This is a genomic window from Actinacidiphila yanglinensis (genome assembly GCF_900107965.1).
Lineage (GTDB): Bacteria > Actinomycetota > Actinomycetes > Streptomycetales > Streptomycetaceae > Actinacidiphila > Actinacidiphila yanglinensis.
In genome coordinates, this window is record NZ_FNVU01000034.1 from 25,515 (window position 1) to 45,905 (window position 20,391).

Annotated in this window: 17 protein-coding genes; 4 read left to right on the forward strand and 13 right to left on the reverse strand. The window is 68.8% G+C overall.

Features of this window, described 5'->3' with window-relative positions:
* Positions 1-2: 2 nt before the first annotated feature.
* The 11 genes from C4U44_RS40110 to glsA all read right to left on the reverse strand — a co-directional run bounded on the left by C4U44_RS40110 (position 3) and on the right by glsA (position 11,172).
* Positions 3-593 (reverse strand): hypothetical protein, encoded by a 591-nt coding sequence (locus C4U44_RS40110; protein WP_103891066.1) that lies wholly within the window; start codon positions 591-593, stop codon positions 3-5.
* Positions 593-859, reverse strand: coding sequence for a gas vesicle protein GvpG (locus C4U44_RS40115; protein WP_103891067.1), 267 nt, complete (start codon positions 857-859; stop codon positions 593-595). Before C4U44_RS40115 ends, C4U44_RS40110 begins: the two co-directional genes overlap by 1 nt.
* 1 nt (position 860) lies before the next feature.
* Positions 861-1,589 carry a GvpL/GvpF family gas vesicle protein gene (locus C4U44_RS40120; RefSeq protein WP_103891068.1) on the reverse strand — a complete coding sequence of 243 codons (729 nt, stop codon included), beginning with the start codon at positions 1,587-1,589 and terminating at the stop codon, positions 861-863.
* A gap of 15 nt (positions 1,590-1,604) precedes the next feature.
* Positions 1,605-2,063, reverse strand: a complete 459-nt coding sequence (gene gvpJ, locus C4U44_RS40125) for a gas vesicle protein GvpJ (RefSeq protein ID WP_103891069.1) — start codon at positions 2,061-2,063, stop codon at positions 1,605-1,607.
* 99 nt (positions 2,064-2,162) lie between these two features.
* On the reverse strand, positions 2,163-2,489 hold the full coding sequence (gene gvpO / locus C4U44_RS40130; RefSeq protein ID WP_103891070.1) for a gas vesicle protein GvpO: 327 nt from the start codon (positions 2,487-2,489) through the stop codon (positions 2,163-2,165).
* A gap of 281 nt (positions 2,490-2,770) precedes the next feature.
* On the reverse strand, positions 2,771-3,478 hold the full coding sequence (locus tag C4U44_RS40135) for an HAD family hydrolase (protein WP_103891071.1): 708 nt from the start codon (positions 3,476-3,478) through the stop codon (positions 2,771-2,773).
* A 585-nt stretch (positions 3,479-4,063) separates the two neighbouring features.
* Complete coding sequence (locus tag C4U44_RS40145; protein WP_103891073.1) at positions 4,064-4,294, reverse strand: DUF6479 family protein; 231 nt, start codon at positions 4,292-4,294, stop codon at positions 4,064-4,066.
* A 139-nt stretch (positions 4,295-4,433) separates the two neighbouring features.
* On the reverse strand, positions 4,434-5,402 hold the full coding sequence (locus tag C4U44_RS40150) for a TIGR03557 family F420-dependent LLM class oxidoreductase (protein ID WP_103891074.1): 969 nt from the start codon (positions 5,400-5,402) through the stop codon (positions 4,434-4,436).
* A gap of 52 nt (positions 5,403-5,454) precedes the next feature.
* Positions 5,455-6,597: a glutathione-independent formaldehyde dehydrogenase gene (locus C4U44_RS40155; RefSeq protein WP_103891107.1), complete on the reverse strand. Its 1,143-nt coding sequence runs from the start codon at positions 6,595-6,597 to the stop codon at positions 5,455-5,457.
* 959 nt (positions 6,598-7,556) lie between these two features.
* Positions 7,557-10,025, reverse strand: coding sequence for an excinuclease ABC subunit UvrA (gene uvrA, locus C4U44_RS40160; protein WP_103891075.1), 2,469 nt, complete (start codon positions 10,023-10,025; stop codon positions 7,557-7,559).
* A gap of 106 nt (positions 10,026-10,131) precedes the next feature.
* On the reverse strand, positions 10,132-11,172 hold the full coding sequence (gene glsA / locus C4U44_RS40165) for a glutaminase A (protein ID WP_103891076.1): 1,041 nt from the start codon (positions 11,170-11,172) through the stop codon (positions 10,132-10,134).
* Between the two features lie 161 nt (positions 11,173-11,333).
* Between glsA and C4U44_RS40170 the strand changes: the two genes are divergently transcribed.
* A complete protein-coding gene (locus C4U44_RS40170; RefSeq protein ID WP_407642958.1) occupies positions 11,334-12,491 on the forward strand; it encodes a PP2C family protein-serine/threonine phosphatase in 1,158 nt (385 codons plus the stop codon).
* A gap of 564 nt (positions 12,492-13,055) precedes the next feature.
* Positions 13,056-14,915, forward strand: a complete 1,860-nt coding sequence (locus C4U44_RS40180) for an MFS transporter (RefSeq protein ID WP_103891079.1) — start codon at positions 13,056-13,058, stop codon at positions 14,913-14,915.
* 121 nt (positions 14,916-15,036) lie between these two features.
* On the opposite strand, the gene C4U44_RS40185 is transcribed toward C4U44_RS40180, so the two are convergent.
* Positions 15,037-17,211 (reverse strand): FUSC family protein, encoded by a 2,175-nt coding sequence (locus C4U44_RS40185; RefSeq protein WP_103891080.1) that lies wholly within the window; start codon positions 17,209-17,211, stop codon positions 15,037-15,039.
* Between the two features lie 518 nt (positions 17,212-17,729).
* Between C4U44_RS40185 and C4U44_RS40190 the strand changes: the two genes are divergently transcribed.
* Positions 17,730-18,371 carry a hypothetical protein gene (locus C4U44_RS40190; protein WP_200823577.1) on the forward strand — a complete coding sequence of 214 codons (642 nt, stop codon included), beginning with the start codon at positions 17,730-17,732 and terminating at the stop codon, positions 18,369-18,371.
* Positions 18,372-18,771: 400 nt separating this feature from the next.
* Positions 18,772-19,206 (forward strand): DUF2267 domain-containing protein, encoded by a 435-nt coding sequence (locus C4U44_RS40195; protein ID WP_103891082.1) that lies wholly within the window; start codon positions 18,772-18,774, stop codon positions 19,204-19,206.
* Here the strand turns inward: C4U44_RS40195 and C4U44_RS40200 are convergent.
* Positions 19,203-20,339 (reverse strand): acetate/propionate family kinase, encoded by a 1,137-nt coding sequence (locus tag C4U44_RS40200; RefSeq protein ID WP_103891083.1) that lies wholly within the window; start codon positions 20,337-20,339, stop codon positions 19,203-19,205. The two genes, C4U44_RS40195 and C4U44_RS40200, sit on opposite strands and share 4 nt — an antisense overlap.
* Between the last annotated feature and the right edge of the window lie 52 nt (positions 20,340-20,391).

The window sequence follows — 20,391 nt, forward strand, 5'->3', positions numbered from 1 at the left end:
CGCTACCTTCCCTGCCGGTTCGCATGGGACGGCGACCTACCGGGCGCGGTCTTCTTGCCCGCTCTCCTGGCCGGAGCTGCCCTCCCGGAGGGCTCCTTCTTCGCCGGGACAGTCTTCTTGGCTGCCTTCTTCCGAGGTTCCGCTCGCTGGCGGGGCGCCGCCTTGCCGCCGTCCGAGCGCCGACGCGGCCGGGACTCGGCGCGGCCGTCCTTCTCCGCGTCGCCGGGCCCGTCCCCGCCCTCTTGATCTTCCTCGTCGATGTCGTCGGCGCCTTCCGGCTTTCCCCCGTCCGCACGGCCACGCTCGCGCAGCACGCCTGCCAGCGAGGACAAGCCGCGGTCCGCCGAGGCCGTGGCCGCCGACCGGACCGCGGTCAGCAGTTCTCCCGAGATCTGCTCCCGTAGATCCGCGAGTTGGGAATTCTCCCTCAGCTGTTTCAGTGCCTCGGCCGCCAGCGCTGTCGGAGTGAGGCCGAACCTGCGGCCGGCGACGAAGGTACCGACAGCGAAGATCATCTTCGCCTTCCGCGTGCGCCCGACGACGTACCCACCGGCGACCGCAGCGGTGACCACCGCCCTGGTCCTGCTGTCCATCAGCGAGTACCTCTCGAGTACGAAGGAGTCCGCGCGTCTCGGCGCGGAGCTTCCAGCAGGTCCAGGAGCCGTTCTTCCTCGCGCTCGAAGGTGTCGTCGTCCACCTCTCCGTCGTCATACGCACGGTTAAGAGCAACGAGTTGGGCACGGAGCACGGCGGGGTCGTACAACTCCCTTTCGGCAGCGTCGAGTACGACGCTCGACAGCCACTCCACGCCGCGGACCGGAGCAAGTGGCAAAAGGAGCAGCCCCGAGAAGAGCCCCATGTCAGGCACCTGCCGCAGCAGGGAGAGCAGCGAAGCTGTAGCAGGGCAACGGGCCGGTGACCCGCAGCTCGACCTCCCCGGAGTGCCGGGACGCGAACTCCTCCACCACCCTGCGGAATTCGGGCACCTGGTCCGCTGCCACAAGGAAAGAGGTGTTGCGGACACAGCCTTCGACCTCGGGGCCCGGCTGTACTTCTGCGGCGAGCGGGGTGAGAGCGGTGACCCCCTCGTCGACAGCCGCACGGGCACGCCGGGTCAGTCCGGCCATGACCGCCTCGCCGAGCCGGATGCTCGTCTCGTATCCGGGCTGCCGCCGAGCCTCCTGGCGGAACCTCTGCAGTCGAGGGTCCTGGCGCAGCAGGTCGTTGAGGCCGCTCTCGACCGTGAGCGCCTTGAGGTTCATCTCCACGCGGCCGGCCACCCGGTCCAGAGCGGCCTCGTAGGAGTCCTGCTCCGCCCGCAGCCGGGCGTCCACGCTTTCCGCGTCGGCCGCCACCACGCCGAACCGGGAGGGCAGCACCGGTCCCTCTTCTGCCAGCGCGAGGAGGACGTTCTGGTGAGCGTGCAGGTCACGTCGGCGGGCGCGGAGCCGTTCGGGGGCCGCGCTCACCACAGCGGCAAGGGACCCGGCGGCCAGTGCGCGGAGCGGAGAGGGAGGGTCCCCGACACCGCGCAGACCCGCCGGCAGGTCAACCGGGGCCCGGGTGACGCCGTAGACGTAGATGCTCACCGGGGTCGATCCTCCTCATCGCGATGTCTTGGCGCGGGTACGGCTCGTGCTGGTCCGTGCACCGGATCGGCTGCGGCTCGGCTTCTCCTCGGGCTCTTCCTCCGAGTCCTCTTCCTCCCCGTCCTCGTCTCCGACACCGAGGGCACCCTTGACCTTCTGGCCCACCGCGTGCGCGGCCTTCTTCGCGCCTGCTTTGCGCGCGCCGCTCGATGCGCCACCGAAGAGCTCGGGGACCGTCCTGGACTGGGAGTCCCTCTCCAGGTCCACCCGATTGCAGGCTTCGGCGAAGCGAAGGTAGGTGTCGACGCTGGCCACGACGATGCGGGCGTCGATCTTCAGGATCTCGATACCGACGAGCGACACCCGAAGGAAGACATCGATGACGATGCCCCGGTCGAGGATCAGGTCCAAGACGTCGTAGAGGGTGCCCGCGCGAGGAGGACAGACGACTTCGTCAGTGGTTATCACGGTCACGGCGGCACCGTTCCTTGGGAGTAGGGGCCTTCGGCGGTATCAGGTGGCTGGGCGGACCGGCCCGAGGAGTGGTCCTCCGCACCGGGAGATCAGGTCAGATCACTGCGTGTCGGCCGAAGCACGCCAGTACCGGCGGGTGCGGCGGTAGCGGCGCAGCGAACCGTCACCGCCGAGTTCCACCTCGTACGTGGCCAGCAGGCTGGTGGTGTCCGGAATACGGCCCAGCTCCAGGACCTCGACGCCGACGAGCCAGCCGCCGTCGTCGGTCGGCGCGACCTCCGAGCAGCCCTCCACCGGGTGGTCGATCAGTTGGGTGAGGCTGCTCGCAGCACGTTCGGCGGCCTCTGCGGCATCCGAGACATGGGTGCTGCGAGCGGAGGCACGGCGAGCCGCCGGCTGCCTCTGCCGGGTCGATTTTTCAGCCATGCGTACACCTTGTGTGCGCGCCCGGCGGCCCCGCATCCGCTGCTCCACCATCAAGGCGAGGAGTGCGCGCGAGCCTCACCCACGTGGCCGCGCGATGGCCGACACCGCGCCCCCGCAGACGAGTTGGCACGCCCTCTCGGATCGCACCGGCCAACGAGGTGACGAGCCGGGCGGTGCGCAACGCGAGGGGGCACCGTCCGGCGACCTCTGGGACCCGCGGCACGACCGCGGTCCGGCCACCCGCGGCTTCGGCACTCGCGGTGGGAAGCGGGCCGGCGGGGTCAGTCCGTGTCGCCGCCGGGGGCACTCAGCGGACTGTCCTCGATCCGTTCCAGCAGTTCCTCGGTGGACTCGTAGACCTCCTCGGCTCCGGAGCCGCGCAGTTCCTCCCGGGTCCATCCGCCGGTCAGCAGACCCAGGCAGCGCACGCCGGCCTTGCGGGCCGCCCGAGCATCCCATCCGGCGTCGCCCACGAACACCGCTCGACCCGCCGGCACACCCGCCTTCGCCAGGGCCTGCTGCACCAGGTCCGGCGCAGGCTTGCTGGACGCCACGTCATCGGCGGTCGCGACCGCGTCGATCGCGTCACCCGCGCCGAGCGCACGGATCATCACGTCCGCTTCGTTCTTCTTCGCGGAGGAGGCCAGCACTACGCGCCAGCCCCGCTCGGCGCACGCCCGCAGCAGGTCCGCCGCGCCGGGAAGCGGTGCGAGACGCGACCAGAACTGCGCGTAGAGAGCGTCATGGGCCGCGCTGAGCGCACCGTCGCCGTCCCGGTCACGGTCCTCTCCCAGCAGTTCGTCCAGCAGGTGGTCACTGCCCATGCCGATGAGACGGTGAATGCGCGACATGGTGACGTGGTGGCCGTGCTGCCGCAGTGCCTCCCACCAGGCGACGGTGTGCAGGTACACGGTGTCCATCAGCGTGCCGTCGACGTCGAACAGCACGGCACCAGCCGCATCGTCCCTGTCCGCGCTCGTCGTTGCCATGTCGCGTCCCCTCAGCTTCTGGTGCGGATGTTCCTCGGGTATCCGGACCCGGCGACGGCATGCCCGCGGTTGCGCGGCGATCCGGCCCGGCCGCTCACGTACCGGGCTGCGGCGCGGGCCCGGGCTCGGGCAGCGGACCAGGCGGGGGGTTCGGGTCCGGGCCCGGCGCAGGGGGCGGCGGCGGGTCGGGCAGCGGGCTCGGCGGCACCGGCGGAGCCGGGGGCACCGGGTCAGGTCCGCCCGGCGGCCGCACCGGGCCGGGCAGCGGCCCCGGCTCGGGTTCCGGACCCGGGCCGGGCGTCGGCGTGGGCGAGGGCGGCGCAGGCTCCCGCATCGCCGGACGCGACGACCGCGAGGCGCACGACACCCCTCGCCCGCCGGAGGAGCGCTCATCGAGAACCGGCACACGGGCAGGCACACGATCGGGATCGATCAGCACGGTTCTCCCCTTCGTGCACGCGGAGCCGGGGTCGGGCGGATCGCCACCGTAACCGGGCAGCGCGCCCAACTCCGGGAGTGACCTGCCCGTGCGTGTTGCCCGGCACCTGGTGATGGAACATCGAGGGCGGCCCACCCTCGGCGAGGTCAGCTCCGGTTGTCGGGTGCTCTGCGCGGCGCGCCCTGTTCGGGGTCGTCGTCGATGGTCTGCCACGTCCGGCCGCGTTCGGCGTCCAAATTCTGCTGGGGTGGTGCGGCACGGGTGGTGGGCGGGTCCGGGACGCGTCGTGAGCGCGCACGGCGGCTGCCGTACCAGAAGCCGCCCAGCAGGACAGCCGCGACGACAACCGCGGCGAGGACGATCAGGAAAACGGTCATGACGCTCCGTTCACAGGGATTTTGGAGTTCCTCGAAGGGCCCGCCGCTCCGTCATGTCTCGCCCCGGGCCTGCGGGTACGGGAGGGACATGGAGCCCAGCCGCCCACGTGCCCGGAACGATCGGGAGTCGAGCCTGCGGTCAGGACGGTCCGCCGTCCTTGAGACGGGGCAGCACCTCGGTCCGGTAGAAGTCGAAGAACTCCTTCTGGTCCGGGCCGATCTGGTTCACGTAGACCTCGTCGAACCCGGCCTCCGCGTAGGCGCGAGCCGTGTGCACATGGTCGTCCGGGTCGTCGCCGCAGGTGACCGCGTCTGCGATCATCTCCTCGGTGACGAGGCTGCTCGCCTGCTGGAAGTGCTCGGGAGTGGGGAGGATCTGCGGCAACTCGCCCGGAAGCTGCTCGTTCGGCCAGAGCCTGTGCACCGTGCGCACCGCACGTGCGCGATCGGTGTCCCAGCACACCTTCACTCCCCCGATGACCGGCTTCGTACCACCGCCCGCCCGCCGGAACTGCTCGACCAGTTCGGTGTCCGGGGCCATCGTCACGAAGCCGTCGCCGATCCGTCCGGCCAGTGCGGCTGCCTGCGGGCCGAAGCCGGACACGTACAGCGGCACCGGCTGCTCGGGCACGGTGTAGAGGCGGGCGTTCTGCACGGTGTAGTGACCGCCGTGGTGGGTGACCCGCTCCCCCGTCGACAGCTTCCTGATCACCTGCACCGCCTCTTCGAGCATCTCCATGCGCTCGGCCGCCTCCGGCCAGGCGTCGCCGAGGACGTGCTCGTTCAGGGCCTCGCCGCTGCCGATCCCGAACCGGAACCGGCCGCCGGTCAGCACAGCCGCGGTCGCGGCCGCCTGCGCGTTGATCGCGGGGTGCAGCCGGATCGTCGGGCAGGTCACGAGCGTGGTGACCGGCAGGGAGGTGACCTGGGAGAGCGCTCCGATCACCGACCAGACGAAGGAGCCCTGGCCCTGCTCGTCGTTCCAGGGATGGAAGTGGTCGGAGATGGCCAGCGCCTCGAAGCCGGCCTGCTCGGCCATGCGCGCCTGCTCCAGCAGTTCCCCCGGCGTGAACTCCTCCGATGACAGGAAGTACCCGTACGCGGTCATCGCTGCTCCTCTCGGCTCGGTGGGCGGATCGCAACGGGAATGCCGCGGGTGTTCACTGCCCGGGGTGGAGAAGGACCTTCGTCCAGCCCTCGTCCCGCTTGTCGAAGTGGCGGTAGGCGTCCGGGGCCTCGTCCAGCCCGAGTTCGTGCGACACCAGGAACGACGGGCGGGCGCGGCCGGCGATGACGAGGTCGCGCAGGCCGCGGTTGTAGCGCAGCACCGGGCACTGGCCGGTGCCCATGCGCTGGCCCTTGGTGAAGAAGGTGCCGTAGTCGAACGCGACCCGGCCGTGCCGGGCGCCCTCGTCCGCGGCTTCGGGATCCTCAGGGACGTAGACGCCGACCACACCAATACCGCCGGTGGTACGCACGGCCTTGACCAGGTTGTCCAGGACCAGCTCCGGGTGCTCCTGCCCCGACTGGTCGTGGGCCTGGTAGCCGACGGCCTCCACGCCGCAGTCGGCGCCGCGTCCGCCGGTGGCCTCCAGGATCTGCTCCACAGGGTCGCCCTGCGTGAAGTCGACCGGCGTCGCGCCGATGGACTCGGCCAGCGCCAGGCGGTCGGCCTCCTTGTCGACCACGAACACCCGCGAGGCGCCGCGGAGCATGGCGCTGTGGGCCGCCATCAGGCCGACCGGACCGGCACCGAACACGGCGACGCTGTCACCGGCCTGCTGCCCCGCCAGTTCGGTGCCGTGCCAGCCGGTGGGGAAGATGTCCGAGAGCATCGTGAAGTCGCTCTCGTGCTCGGTGCCGGGCGGGAGTTCGAGCAGGTTGACGTCGGCGTGCGGCACCCGTAGCAGTTCGGCCTGACCTCCGTCGTAGGGGCCCATGTTGGCGTAGCCGTACGCCGCGCCGTCCATGCCCTCGACGGGGTTGACCCGCAGGCAGAACGCGGTCCATCCGCTCAGGCAGTTCCGGCAGGTGCCGCAGGCGATGTTGAACGGCACCGAGACCCGGTCCCCCGGCTGCACCCGTGTCACACCGGGGCCGGTCTCCTCGACGATGCCCATGTTCTCGTGGCCGAGGATCTTGCCCCGCTCCACCGCCGTGCGGCCCTCGTACATGTGCAGGTCGGAACCGCAGATGTTGGTGGTGGTGATCTGGACCAGCGCGTCGTTCGGCTGCTCGATCCGGGCGTCGGGCACGTTCTCGATCGACACGTCGTAGGGGGCGTTGTAGACCAGGGCCTTCATGGGAGGCGCTCCGTTCGTCGGATGTCGGCTGTCGGATCGACGGCGGGGACTCCGCCGGGGCCCGGGGCTCCGCCGGTGGGGGCGTTCGGGCCGGACTTCGCCGCTGGGGGCGCCAGGCCTGCTTGCCCGGCGCCGGCGGATTCGCTCCGCGCGAAGCCGCACACCGGCTTCCGGTGCGCCGGGAGCAACGCTCCCCAGGCAGCGAATCGAGGGGACAAGCCTTGGCCAAAGCCCTCCAGCTCGCCCTCTCCCCATTCGACGGCTACCCGTGTGGCGGAGATGACACGTCAGAAACCGAACCGATCGCCCACGCCGGAATGCGAGGGGCACGCCACGCCGGGGGTCCGACGAGATCGGCCGCCAGCAAGAGCCGATACCGAAGAAGAACACCGGCCGCACCGCCAACCGCGAACGATGTGAAGCGCCCGGCACAGATTTCAGCAGCCCACCGTCGTCAGAAGAAGCAAGCCGTCCACCGATAACGGACACAACGCTGAACTCGTCGTATCCGCACCACCCTGGAAAGCGAAAGCGCGCTGGTGGACCTACGAGACATACGCCGCCACCACCGCCACGACCTGCGCGCAGCAGCGACGCACCCACTGGTCGAAACCCGCCTCACGTTCGGATACGACATCCCGTCTCGGCTCGCTGGCCGCCGGCCGGTTTTCCCCGCGCGGCGCCCGCTCGACAAGGGCACCGTCCTCCGGCACTGACCTCGATCGCAGGCTCGACGGACCGCCTCGGGAAAAGAACTCACATCGAAACCATCCTCGATGACCAGTCGCCCCGTAAGAAGCTGCTGGTCAGACCTTCCTCCTTGCGCATGGCGTCCTGCCGGGGGGCATGCTGTGCAGCCCGCTGGGCTGCTAAAACGCATGGACGCTTTCACTTCCGCGGGGACACCCGGCCACTCAGGGCGTTGTTATCCCAAGCGGTGCTCAGCCCCAGCGCCGTCGTCAGGAGCGCGCGAGCCGGGCCGCGAGGTAGGGCGCGGTGGCGCTGCGGCGGGCCCTCGCGACCTTCGTCGGCGGGCCCGTCGCCACGACCCTCCCGCCCGCGTCGCCGCCGCCCGGCCCGAGGTCGATGACCCAGTCCGCGGTGGCGATCGTGTCGAGGTCGTGCTCGACGAGGACGACCGTGTTGCCGGCGTCGACGAGCCGGTGCAGCTGTCGCAGCAGCAGCGCGATGTCCGAGGGGTGCAGCCCCGCCGTCGGCTCGTCGAGCAGGTAGAGGGCGTGCCCGCGGCGGGCTCGCTGCAGTTCGGTGGCCAGTTTGATGCGTTGCGCCTCACCACCGCTGAGTTCCGTCGCGGGCTGGCCCAGCCGCAGGTACCCCAGCCCGACCTCGCGCAAGGTCTCCAGACTGCGGGAGGCGGCCGGGACGGCGGAGAGGAACTTGGCGGCGGCGTCGACGGACAGCCCCAGCACTTCCGCGATGTTCTTGCCGCGGTAGGTGACTTCCAGCGTTTCGGCGTTGTACCGGGCGCCCTGGCAGGTCGGGCACGGGGCGTAGGTGCCGGGCAGGAACAGCAGTTCCACCGCGACGAATCCTTCGCCCTGGCAGGTCTCGCAGCGCCCTTCCGGCACGTTGAAGGAAAACCGCCCGGCCGAGTAGCCGCGCGCCCTGGCCTCGTCCGTCCCGGCGTACAGCTTGCGCACCGCGTCGAACATCCCCGTGTACGTCGCCAGGTTGGACCGGGGAGTTCGGCCGATGGGCCGTTGGTCGACCCGGACCAGCCGGTCGAACGACTCGACCCCCGAAGCGTCCTGGACGTCGACCACCAGCTGCGCCTCGTCGGGCTCCTCGGGTACGAGCCCGAGGTGACCGCGGACGACCTCGGCGAGCACCTGCGTCACCAGCGTCGACTTTCCGGAACCGGACACACCCGTCACCGCCGTCAGTACGCAGAGCGGTACGTCGACGGACACATTGTGCAGATTGTGGCGGGAGACGCCCCGCAGGTGCAGCCAGCCGTGCGGTGTGCGCGGGCGGTGATCGATCGGCTGGGCGCGCCCGAACAGGTACTGGCTCGTAGCCGACTCCTCAACCTGCTCCAGACCGGCGACAGGGCCACTGTAGAGCACGCGTCCTCCGCCCTCGCCCGCGCCGGGGCCGATGTCGACCACCCAGTCCGCTCGCCGTACGACGTCCATGTCGTGCTCCACGACGAACAGCGTGTTGCCCGCCGCTTTGAGGCGATCCAGCACGTCCAGCAGCGGTTCTGCGTCAGCCGGGTGCAGGCCCGCGGAAGGCTCGTCGAGGACGTAGACGACGCCGAACAGCCCAGAGCGGAGCTGGGTGGCGATCCGCAGGCGCTGCGCCTCCCCTGGCGACAGGGTCGTCGAGCGGCGCCCGAGACTGAGATATCCGAGGCCCAGGTCGAGCAGTACTTCGACCCGCGCGACGAGATCGCCACAGATCCGGACCGCGACCTCGGTCGACTCCCCGGATCGGGCGGTCGACGTGGTGGCGTCGGCCTCGGACCGCCCCGCGACGGGCCGCAGCAGCGCCACGACCTCGGTGAGCGGCATCGCGTTGATCTCGGCGATGGAACGTCCGGCGAAGGTCACGGCGAGCGCCTCGGGCCGCAGTCCGCTGCCGTGACATTCAGGGCAGGGCACACTCCTGACGAACCGGAGCGCCCGTTCGCGCATCTTGTCACTCTTGGAGTCGGCAAGGACGTGCATGACGTGCTTGCGCGCGCTCCAGAACTTGCCCTGGTAGCCGTAGTCGACGCGGTCCTCCTCCGGCTCGATGTACACGGAGGGCTGCTCGTCCGTGTACAGCAGCCAGTCCCGGTCCTTCTTCCTGAGCCTGCGCCAGGGTCGGTCGATGTCGATCCCCAAGCCGCTCACGACGCTGCGCAGGTTGGCGCCCTGCCAGGCGCCCGGCCAGGCGGCGATCGCCCCCTCGCGGATGCTCAGCGAGGGGTCCGGGACCAGCAGATCCTCGGCGACGTCGTGCACGACGCCCAGCCCGTGGCACTCCGGGCAGGCGCCGGCCGCAGTGTTAGGTGAGAACGACTCGGCCTCCAGCCGTGCGGCCCGGGGCGGATGGGTGCCGGCGCGGGAGTACAGCACGCGCAGCAGATTGGACAGCGTGGTGATGGTGCCGACCGTCGAACGCGAGCTGGGCGACCCGCGTCGCTGCTGCAGGGCCACGGCCGGTGGGAGCCCGGTGATTTCCTCCACGTGCGGTGCACCGACCTGTTGCAGCAGCCTTCGGGCGTACGGTGCTACGGACTCGAAGTAGCGGCGCTGCGCCTCCGCGTAGAGCGTGCCGAACGCGAGCGAGGACTTGCCCGAACCGGAGACACCGGTGAAGGCGACCATCGCGTCCCGCGGAACGTCGACATCGACGTGCCGCAGATTGTTCTCACTGGCGCCCCGGACATGCACGAAGGCGTCGATCGAGTCCTTGTTCACCGTTCCTGATTACCTGATCGTGCCGAGAATCGCGCGACAGGCGTCGTCACCGGGCCTTGCTCTCACCAGCGTCCGGAGTATCCCGGATCGATTTTCGATACACGGCCTAGTAGGTACCTACTTCGGGTCTCAGGTGCGGGGCGGAAGCGAAGAGATTGAGGCCCAGCGCGCCGGACAGGTAGTGGGTCGCTCGTTGTCCGCGGATGCTGTTGCCGGCCGGGTCCAGACCAGGGGAGAACGCGGCCAGCCCGCCCTTGCCGGGAGCGATGGTCAGGATGCCGCCGGATACCCCGCTCTTGCCCGGCATGCCGATCTCGTAGAGCCAATCGCCGCTTCGCTCGTACAGGCCGGAGGTGGCCAGGGCGGCCAGAGTGTCACGGCATACCGATGCGTCGACGACCTGGTCGCCGGTAAGGGGATTGACCCCGCCGGCGGCGAGGGTGGACCCCATGATGGCAAGGTCGCGGGTGGTCACCGAGAGCGAGCACTGCTTGGTGTAGACGTCTGTGGTCTGGATCGGATCCCAGCCGAGGCGTTCGTAACTGTCGAGCAGCCGGGCGATCGACTCGTTGCGCTGGTTGGAGCCAGCCTCCGACGTGTACACCCGCATGTCCAGCTTGAGTTCACGGCCGGCGAACCGGGACAGTCCCTGCTGGACGAAGTCCCAACGATCGGCGGCGTCCGCTCCCGGGACCAGGCTCGTGGTGGCCAATGCGCCAGCGTTGACCATCGGATTCATCGGGCTGCCGTGATTGAGCTCGATGGCCAAGATGGAGTTGAACGGCAGGCCGGTGTTGTTGACCCCCACCCGCCGCCGGACCGACTCGCGCCCGAGGGCCTGGTCCACCAGGGCGAACACGAACGCCTTCGAGATGGACTGGATGGAGAACGGATGGCTGGCGTCACCGGCCTGGCGAACGCTTCCATGCACGTCGGCGACGCTGAGTCCAAACAGGCTCGGATCGGCCTCGGCCAGAGCCGGAATGTAGTCCGCCACGCGTCCCGAGGCGTCGTCCCGAAACCGTGCGTATGCCGCGGACAGCGCGTCATCTACCACTTCCGCACTGGGCAGGCTGCCGGTGGAGACCGCCGCCGCCTCATGGACGGGCCCGGCCGAGTCGCCAGGATTGTGGATTACCTCGCCCATGAACTGTGGCTTCCTCTCACGGATCACCCGCAGGTCTACCCCTACACGAAAGAGTGCATTTGATACATAATGCCCCAAATGACGTTTTAACGGTGGCGACTCGGCATGGCAGGGGTGATCGTATGGCAGGCGCGAGCGTATCGGCCGGAGCTGGTGAACGGATGCTGGAGGAGCTGATCAGGACTGCCCAGCAGGCGTCGCCTGCGGAACTGCCAAGGGTCCTAGACCAATATGCCAAGGCCATGGGCGTGGGCCGTGCCGTCGTCTACCTGGCCGATCTCCAGCAAAGACTGCTGCTACCGCTGGTCGAGGGCGAACCGGACCTGGAGATCGACGCTTCCCTAGCCGGATGGGCCTATCGGACAAACTCCCTGCGGGTGGAGGAGGACACACCCGCAGGGCTGACCATATGGCTGCCGCTGGTCGACGGAGCAGAGCGACTGGGAGTCCTGGAACTCCGCATGGAGACACTGGACGGGCTCAAACTCTCGCGCTGCCGGGCGATGGCGTCGCTCCTGTCCATGGTCATCAATTCCAAGCGCACATACAGCGACACCTTCGCGCAGCGCATGCGGACCCGGCCGATGCGGCTGGACACGGAGATGCTGAGGGCCTTTCTCCCCCCGCGCTCGATCGGCACCGGCCAGGTGGTGTCGACCGCGGTCCTGGAACCTGCGTACGGGCTGGGCGGCGACGCCTTTGACCATTCGTTCACCGAGGGCTTTCTGCATGCCGCGATCCTTGATGGCATGGGCCACGACCTGTCGTCCGGACTTGCCACCTCCGTGGCCATGGCGGGCTGCCGCAATGCCCGTCGCATGGGCGCGGACCTGGCCGAACTCGTCGATGCAGTCGACCAGGCACTGACGAAGTGGCTTCCGGATCAGTTCTGCACCGGCATCTTCACGCAGCTGCACATGCCGACCGGCGTGCTGCACTGGTCCAACTGTGGTCACCCGTCGCCGTTGCTCATCCGTGGCCAGCGCCTGCTCGACGGGGCCTTGGAGCGAGCTTCGGAGCCTCCGCTGGGTCTGCCCGCCAGCCTGGCCGGTGGTTCTCGGCAGGTGCACGAAGAGGGCCTCGAACCCGGCGACCGGATTCTGCTCTACACGGACGGCGTCGTGGAGTCTCGTGACGAGGGAGGGGAGCAGTTCGGCCTGGAGCGTTTCACCGACTACATCATCCGTTCGACCGCCGCGGGGCAGAACGCCTCGGAAGTGCTTCGCCTGCTCATCCACGCGATCCTCGCTCATCAGCACGAAGAGCTCAGCGACGACGCCACCATTCTAATGATCGAGTGGCAGCCGCCCGGTCAGTGAGTCGACGCGGCGATGGCACCTGGAGGCGCGGCAGGCTGGGGTGGCGATGCCAGGCGGCTGACGCGTGGCAATTCGATACCTGTCTCCTGTAATCCTCCTTCGACGCCTGAACGGCCGAGCTGTCGGGATGGGTACAGCGCGGTCAGCAGGGTGCCCAAGTTCCGCTGGAGTGGGACGCGATCATCCCGCGACCCACGCGGGCGTGACGGTTAGCCGGCCAGAGGGCGGGTGCTCCGCCGGTCACGCCAGGCCCGCCACAGTCGCAGCGGGTAAAGTCCGAACAGCGGAGCGTGTCGACCGAGGGAATCGATGTCCCGGCGGTCGAAAGCCCGGGCATACCGCTCCGCCTCCTCGGCGGTCGGATAACGCTTGTGGTCAGACGCACCGCAGTCGCGCAGGCAACTCCAGAGCAGGGTGCAGCCCTCATGGGAAAAGTGGAAACGGTGGCCGAGCAGGCGGCAGCGCAGCATTCCGCCGACCATACCCGTAATTGCGCGTGACGGACTCTTGGGCACACGCCGGACCGCCCGAATGGACTATTCCGCAAAGAGAGCTGAGGCAGTAATGAGCGAGTCCGGAACGTTGCGCACCATTCGCACGGACATCCCGGCCCGCCTGGACCGGCTTCCATGGTCGCGCTTCCATTGGCGGATCGTCATCGGCCTGGGCACGGTCTGGATTCTCGACGGCCTGGAGGTGACCATCGTCGGATCGGTGGCCTCCCGGATGACCCAAAAGGGCAGCGGGATCCATATGTCCTCTGGCGACATCGGTACCGCGGCCGGTATCTATGTCGCCGGTGCGTGCGTGGGCGCGTTGTTCTTCGGACAGCTCACCGACCGGTTCGGCCGTAAAAAGCTGTTCATCGTCACACTGGGGCTCTACATCGTGGCCACACTCGCCACCGCCTTCGCTTTCGCGCCCTGGTATTTCTTCCTGATCCGGTTCTTCACCGGTGCCGGTATCGGCGGCGAGTACGCAGCGATCAACTCGGCCATCGACGAACTCATCCCCGCGCGCAACCGGGGCCAGATCGACCTGACCATCAACGGCAGCTACTGGGTGGGGGCCGCGCTGGGGAGCCTGGGGTCACTCATCCTGCTCAACACCTCCTGGGTCAGTCTGCACGTCGGCTGGCGAATCGCTTTCGGAATCGGCGGGATCCTCGGACTGGGCATCATGATCGTCCGCCGCCATGTCCCCGAGAGCCCCCGATGGCTCTTCATCCACGGCCGGGAACAGGAAGCCGAGATGATCGTGGACCGGATCGAGAACGAGGTGCGGGCCGAGACGAAGCAGGAGCTGCCGCAGCCGCAGGGGTCGATCACCGTACGGCAGCGGCGCGTGATCCCTTTCCGGGAGATCGCCCGGGGGGCCGCGCAGCGCTACCCGCGGCGGGCGCTGCTGGGCCTGGCCCTCTTCGTGGGCCAGGCCTTCCTGTACAACGCGGTGACCTTCAACCTCGGCACGCTCCTCAGCGGCTTCTTCGGCGTGGATTCGGGCCAGGTGCCCTACTTCATGGTGATCTTCGCGGTCAGTAACTTCCTCGGGCCGTTGCTGCTCGGCCGGCTCTTCGACACGGTCGGGCGGAAGCCCATGATCACGGCGACCTACTTCGGGTCGGCGATCGTCACCGCCATCCTGGCGGCGTTGCTGATGAACAACAACCTGACCGACTGGTCCTTCTTCGCCCTGGTCCTGGTGACCTTCTTCATCGCCTCGGCGGGGGCCAGCTCCGCGTATCTGACGGTCAGCGAGGTCTTCCCGATGGAGAGTAGGGCGCTGTGCATCGCCCTGTTCTTCGCGGTGGGAACGGCCGTCGGCGGTATCACCGGTCCGCTGCTCTTCGGCCAGTTCATCAACAGCGGAAGCAGGAACCTCGTCGCTGTCGGCTTCCTGATCGGCGCAGGCGTCATGCTTCTGGGCGGTGTTGCGGAGATGTTCTTCGGCGTACGCGCGGAGCAGCAGTCGCTGGAGAACATCGCCCGCCCGCTCACCGCCGAAGAGGCCGAGGCCGAATCCGAAGGACGCGAACCCGCCCCGCAGCCGGATTTCGGCGCGCGCGGCGCCCGGATCGCGGAGCGCAAGGTCAGGCAGAGCCAGCGGGAGCGCACCGGTGGCCGCCGCTACGCCCCCGGCGTCGGCAGTTCCTTCTACTCCCCGGGACTGGCCGGCACCGGAGCGCAGAACAGCCGCACGTCCGCGATGGCGGACGAGGCCGAGGACCGTGAGATCGAAGAGGTGTCGGACGCGCTCCGCGAGAACGGGACGATGGACCGGGCCGCCCTCGAAAAGCTGGTGAAGGGGAAGAGTTGGGGCCCCGGCCGTTTCCGCAGGGCCCTCGGCGAAGCGGTCTTCGAGTCCCGGGCGCGGCGAACATCCGCCCATTCGTATTCCCCACCTGAGCGCGGGAACGACGATTGACACGTGATCCGGCGCCCCGCGCTGATCCAGGTGTCCTCCACCTTCGCATCCGCGCTGGTGGAGAAGCATGCCCGTGCGGTAGTTGCCGTTCGGCGGTACGAGCATGACGCAACCACACCTGTCACCCACCCCCGTTTGCGAGCCCTGATCCGTCACCTTCCACCTCCCCGGCCTCCCTCACTCGCTGCTCCTCGCGAGCAGAGCTGACGTCCCGTTCCAGGGGTGTGCGGCTCACGGCCGTCGCAAGGTCGTCCAAGGCCCGCTTCTGGAGTTCCGCCTCGCGCCTCACCACCGGGCTCCGATCCCCGGCGGCGCCATCCCACGCGTGGAGCGCCTGCTTCACGCGCCGCCAGTCCGGATTCCTGTGCTCGCGCACGTCGACTGCCGCCTGCGCGGTGTCCGCCTCCAGGGCCTCGGCGAACCGCTTCGACTCGTTGACGGAACGGCTGTCAGCACGCGGCGATTGGCTCTCCATGAGCATCGCCGCCCGGCCGAACCCCTTGAGCGCTTCCTGCGCCTCCTCCGCCTCGCGCGACGTCAGAGCCCGAGGGCGGACCGGTTCCTGCCTTGCCCTGTCGTATGACTCCTGCCAGGCGCCACCTGCTTCCCTGCTGGCCAGCAGTGCCCGGCGCATATCAGCGTGATGCTCCCGAGTCGGTTCGGCGTAGTTGCGGAGCACCGCGGCGGCATAGCGTCCGTTGGCGGCGAGCCAGTCCGCAAGCCGGCCCGGCAACCGGGGTGTCTCCCATGCGGGGAGCACCACGTACGCCAGCATGGCCAGGCCCCCGCCGAGCAGGGTGAGCACCACCCGATCCGGGACCGTCTGCTCCCATTCCTGGCCGCCCATGCCGAGCAGGAAGACGGCGTACGCGGCAGTGAAGCACTGCGAATAGGCGTAGCCGGTACGGGTCAGCATGTATGACAGGCCCGCCGAGACGACCGCCAAGGCGGCGCACACTTGCGTACCTGAGCCCAGAGCCTGCACCATCCCGGTGGCGAGCGCGACTCCCGCCAGAGTTCCGGCGAGACGGGCCACCGCGCGCGCGTAGGTCTGATGAAAGTCCGGTCGCATCACCATCACCGAAGTGATGGGCGCCCAGTAGCCGTGGCCGAGGGGCAGCCGCGTGGCGAGCAGGTAGCCGAGCGGGGCCACCGCCGCCAAGCGGATGGCGTGCCGAAACACGGGCGAGTCCTGGCGCAGATCATGGCGGACCGCCCGGACGACGACCGGGAGCAGCCGGAGCATTGTCGGCCGCACGAGGAACCCCGCGCCCGCGGCCCCGATCGGCCTGGGTGCCCGCTCGCTCTGGTCACCCGTCCTGGCGATCTCCATCGCCTCGCCAAGCAGTTCCACGAGCTGCTCGGCAGCCTGCCGCGCGGATCCCTCCAGCACTTCGTGGTCCTCGTCAACGCGTAGGACGTCCATGGTTTCGGGCGGGACCTCCGCCGGAGTGCCGAGGCGAATCGAATGTGCGGCCGTGTCCAGGACGTCCGCAGCCGCGTCGAGCAACTTCCGAGCGCGTTCCCGTCCGGGTCCCTCCGCCGGGGCCCCGACGCCCGGGTCCGCGAGCGCGGCGACGACCGGCCGAATCCGCTCGGCGAGTCCCCGGGGGCCGTGGAGGACGGGAGGACGGGTCCGGGCCTGTGACGGCGTCACGGCCGCCGCGTCCCGAGCCGACACCAACGGCTCAGGGTCGAACGAGGCGGTCGGGTCGTGCCGCAGCCGGCGGGCGTAGTCCGCCACGGCAGCCAGAGCGTCGGCGAGTGCGTCACGATGCGCGCCCCAACGACGGATCGGGAACAGCAAGATCAGCACGGCCTGCGCCACGCCTCCGAGCGCAATGACTCCGGCGTGCTCCAGGGCTCGCCAGGCACTCGTGGGCAGGGTGATGGTCACCAGCATGCTACCGACGGTCGTCGCTGCGACGATCCCAGCGGTCGAGCCGACGGCCCATGCCATTCCCGCAACGAAGGCCCATACCGCTAGCAACGGGAGAAACGTCACGAGTCGACCTGCCGCCAGGTAGCCCAAAAAGGTACTCAGCGCCAGACCCGCAGCCGCGCCGAGTGCGATCACCTTGCGTGGACGGCAGGTGCGTTGGAAGGTGGCGCCACCCGCGGAGTAGGCGCCCAGGGCGGAGGCCGCGGCGTACCCAGGAGAGGCCAGCCACAGCGCCAGCCCGATGACGACCGCCACACCAGCCGCCGTGCGCAGTGCGAGCAGGGGCTCCAGCCGTGTCTCCTCGATCGTGAGCCCGGATCGCACGACCTCCCTGAGGGCCCGCATCCACGTCACGAGTGGGAGCCTAACCGGAACGTCCTATGGGGCCGTGTCGGCCGCGCCGCCGCCTCCTCTACGCGCGCGTTCGGCGTGCGCGAGCCCAGCCGAGCCGACGGCAAAAGCCGCGGCGCTACGCGTTCAGCGCGAGCGGCCGCGACTCGATGTCGTCCGGACGGGCGATCCGGAAAGCCCGACGGAGGTCTTGGAGCGGTCGACGGGGTAGACGAATCGAGGCCGAGGGTTACGAGCCGACGGGGGTGGGGCGGGTGCGGTGCCCCAAGCCGCAGGCACAGTCCGCGGCCTGACCGCCAGTGTGCGACCCGGGGAACCAGCGTTGCTTGCCGTCGATTCGGGGGGGGTGAGCCGGACGGTTCCGTCGGAGCCTTTGGGTCACCGGTCATCAAACTCCGGGGAAGGTTGAGCTACGGCGGGCAACGGCCGACGAGAGGGACGCAGCAATGACGCACAGGCTCAGTTATGCCCGGACCAGGCGCCCCCGACACGAGCGCCGCGGAGAGGCCCGCTTGCCCGGTGTGATCGCCATCCTCTCTGCAATCGCTCTCTACGTGGGCCTGCCGCAACGGCTGTTGGTCGCACCGCGCTATGTGCTGCCTGCACTGGAAATGTTGCTGCTTGTACCGCTCATCGCGGTCAACCCCAAACGGCTGACACGGCAGAGCAAGGTATTCCGTGTCCTGTCGCTGACACTCGTGCTGGTCATCGCCGCGAGCAATCTGGTCGCCCTCGGTATCTTGATCCACGACCTGGTCTATGCCGGAGTGAAAGACGGGCGTGCCTTGTTGGTGGCCGCGTTGCAGGTCTGGCTCACCAACATCATCGTCTTCGGTCTGGCCTACTGGGAACTGGACCGGGGTGGCCCTGTCATCCGCACACAGGTCCCGCGCGCCGACCTGCCGTTGGCGGACTTCCGTTTCCCCCAGGACGAGGACGACGACGCGGTTCAGGAGGTCGCGGACGGCGCTAGCGCCACATCGGACTGGATGCCCGTCCTCATCGATTACCTTTACGTCTCCGTGACGAATTCGACTGCCTTCAGTCCTACGGACACCATGCCGCTGTCCACTCGGGCCAAGGTAATGATGGGCGTGCAGGCTATCGCCGCCTTGGTGACCTCGCTCCTTGTGATCTCCCGCGCTGTGAGCATTCTCCATTGACGGATGACTCGCCGGGGTTACGGGCCGCCTTCGGCGGGGTCCACGATCGCGAACGCGCTCACCCGAATGCCAGTTCCTGCGAAGACCGAAGGTTCGTGCCGGGTCGGGGTGCGCATCCGGCGGGGATGACTACACCCGTTCGCCCCGTCGGTGAGGACATGCGACTCATCCGTTGATCTGATGGGGTGCTGCGGGAAAGACTCGCCGAACTGTTCCCTTGAGGGGAGCGCATGCGTCTGACGAAAAGTGGCAGCGGCGTCTCCCGCGCGATCCCCGATATCGCAACCGCGGCCGCAGTCCACGCTGCTGCGGCCTGTTGCGGTGCTCTTCGTCTTCAGCCGGCACGGACCCCGGCGGCCCACAATCCCGCTCTGCACCCAGACAGTGGAAGGATCGCAAGATGGTAGACACAGGTTTCTCTTCGTTCGACGTCATGGTGGACAAGGCGAATCACGTCCTCAAGGAGATCGAGCACGCCTACGGGTGGCCCAAGGACCGCCGGAAGCAGTCTTACGCCGCCCTGCGAGCGGTGCTGCACCCGGTTCGGGATCGCTTGACGGTCGAGGAGTGCGTCCAATTCGGTGCGCAACTGCCGACGTTGCTGAGGGGCGTCTACTACGATGGATGGAAGCCCTCGGAAGCACCCTTGAAGATGAGCAAAGAAGAATTTTTCGCACGCGTTCGAGAAAACTTCCCCTATGCGATCGAAGGCGGCACCGAGCAACTGGCACGTACGGTACTCAAGGCGCTGCAGCAGTACGTCAGCAGCGGGGAGTGGGAGGACCTGAAGGCCATTTTTCCCGCTTCACTGGTCGCCATCCTGCCTCAGCCCTAACGGCGGGCGAGGGCACGGCGCGTTTCCGTTGCGATCTGCTGGGTTTCCCCGGTGGCGACGACGATAACCGGCACGCCCGTGCCCGGTGTGTCGAGCCTGCGTGCTCCGTCCTCGCGTAGCTCCTTCTCCTGGGGGACGGACAGCCCGCCACGTACCCCCAGGACGGATAGGCGCGTGCAGATTTCCTCGCGTACCTCGGGCTGGTCCTCGCCGATTTCGCCGGTGAAGACAAGAGCGTCGAGGCGGTCCAACGAGGAGGCCATGGCTGCGATGCCGCGACAGCAGCTGTGGACGAAGGCGGCGAGAGCGCCCTGGGCGGACGCGTCTCCCTTCGCACGCGCGCGCACGAGGTCACGCGTGTCTCCTGAGGTACCCGAGAGGCCGAGAAGACCTGAGTGCCGATGGAGTGTCTCCTCGATCTCCTTTGCGCTCAGTCCGTGTTGACGTTGGAGCCACACAAGCGCTCCCGGATCGATGCTGCCGCTACGACGGCTCATCACCAGCCCCTCCAACGGGGTCAGTCCCATGGTCGTGTCCACGCTCCGGCCGTTGCGCACCGCGCAGGCCGAGCAGCCACCGCCCAGGTGGGCGATGACGAGGTGGAGGGTGTCGGCGGGGCGGTCCAGCACGTCGGCAGTGCGTGCCAGGGACCAGGTGTAGGAGAGACCGTGAAACCCATAGCGGCGCAACCCGTACTGGACGCGCCACTGCTCGGGGACTGCGTACTGATAGGCGGCGGCAGGCAGCTCTGCGTGGAAGGCGGTATCGAAACAGGCGACGTGGGGAACGTCGGGCAGTAGCTCAGCGGCAGCGTCCACTACGGCGAGGGCGGGAGGCATGTGCAGGGGTGACAGAGGCGCGGCCTCCTCCAGCAACGCCCGCACCGGTCCGTCGATCAGAGTGTGTTCCGTCAGATGCGGCCCACCGTGAACGAGGCGATGTCCTACGGCCGATGGCGTGGGCACAGTGGCCAGGAAGCCGCGCAACTCCCCAGTCGTTTCGGGCCCTGGCGGTCTGTCGGCGTCGTGACTGGCGATCTGTGTGTTATCCGCGCTGAACAGGGTGATGTGCAGACTTGAGGAGCCGGCGTCGAGCACCAGAACGCACTCTCCGGAAGACGCGCTGGGATCCATCTTTGCCTCCTCGCGAGACGGGCCGGTCGCGTGCCGCGGCCCGTACGTGCGA

What these genes read in the sequence shown, in the direction of transcription:
- C4U44_RS40170 (WP_407642958.1), top strand. Translation starts at nt 11,334, where the DNA reads ATGCTGGAGGAGCTGATCAGGACTGCCCAGCAGGCGTCGCCTGCGGAA.
- glsA (WP_103891076.1), bottom strand. Translation starts at nt 11,172, where the DNA reads ATGGGCGAGGTAATCCACAATCCTGGCGACTCGGCCGGGCCCGTCCAT.
- C4U44_RS40155 (WP_103891107.1), bottom strand. Translation starts at nt 6,597, where the DNA reads ATGAAGGCCCTGGTCTACAACGCCCCCTACGACGTGTCGATCGAGAAC.
- C4U44_RS40110 (WP_103891066.1), bottom strand. Translation starts at nt 593, where the DNA reads ATGGACAGCAGGACCAGGGCGGTGGTCACCGCTGCGGTCGCCGGTGGG.
- C4U44_RS40180 (WP_103891079.1), top strand. Translation starts at nt 13,056, where the DNA reads ATGAGCGAGTCCGGAACGTTGCGCACCATTCGCACGGACATCCCGGCC.
- C4U44_RS40200 (WP_103891083.1), bottom strand. Translation starts at nt 20,339, where the DNA reads ATGGATCCCAGCGCGTCTTCCGGAGAGTGCGTTCTGGTGCTCGACGCC.
- gvpO (WP_103891070.1), bottom strand. Translation starts at nt 2,489, where the DNA reads ATGGCTGAAAAATCGACCCGGCAGAGGCAGCCGGCGGCTCGCCGTGCC.
- C4U44_RS40115 (WP_103891067.1), bottom strand. Translation starts at nt 859, where the DNA reads ATGGGGCTCTTCTCGGGGCTGCTCCTTTTGCCACTTGCTCCGGTCCGC.
- C4U44_RS40150 (WP_103891074.1), bottom strand. Translation starts at nt 5,402, where the DNA reads ATGACCGCGTACGGGTACTTCCTGTCATCGGAGGAGTTCACGCCGGGG.
- C4U44_RS40145 (WP_103891073.1), bottom strand. Translation starts at nt 4,294, where the DNA reads ATGACCGTTTTCCTGATCGTCCTCGCCGCGGTTGTCGTCGCGGCTGTC.
- C4U44_RS40195 (WP_103891082.1), top strand. Translation starts at nt 18,772, where the DNA reads ATGGTAGACACAGGTTTCTCTTCGTTCGACGTCATGGTGGACAAGGCG.
- C4U44_RS40135 (WP_103891071.1), bottom strand. Translation starts at nt 3,478, where the DNA reads ATGGCAACGACGAGCGCGGACAGGGACGATGCGGCTGGTGCCGTGCTG.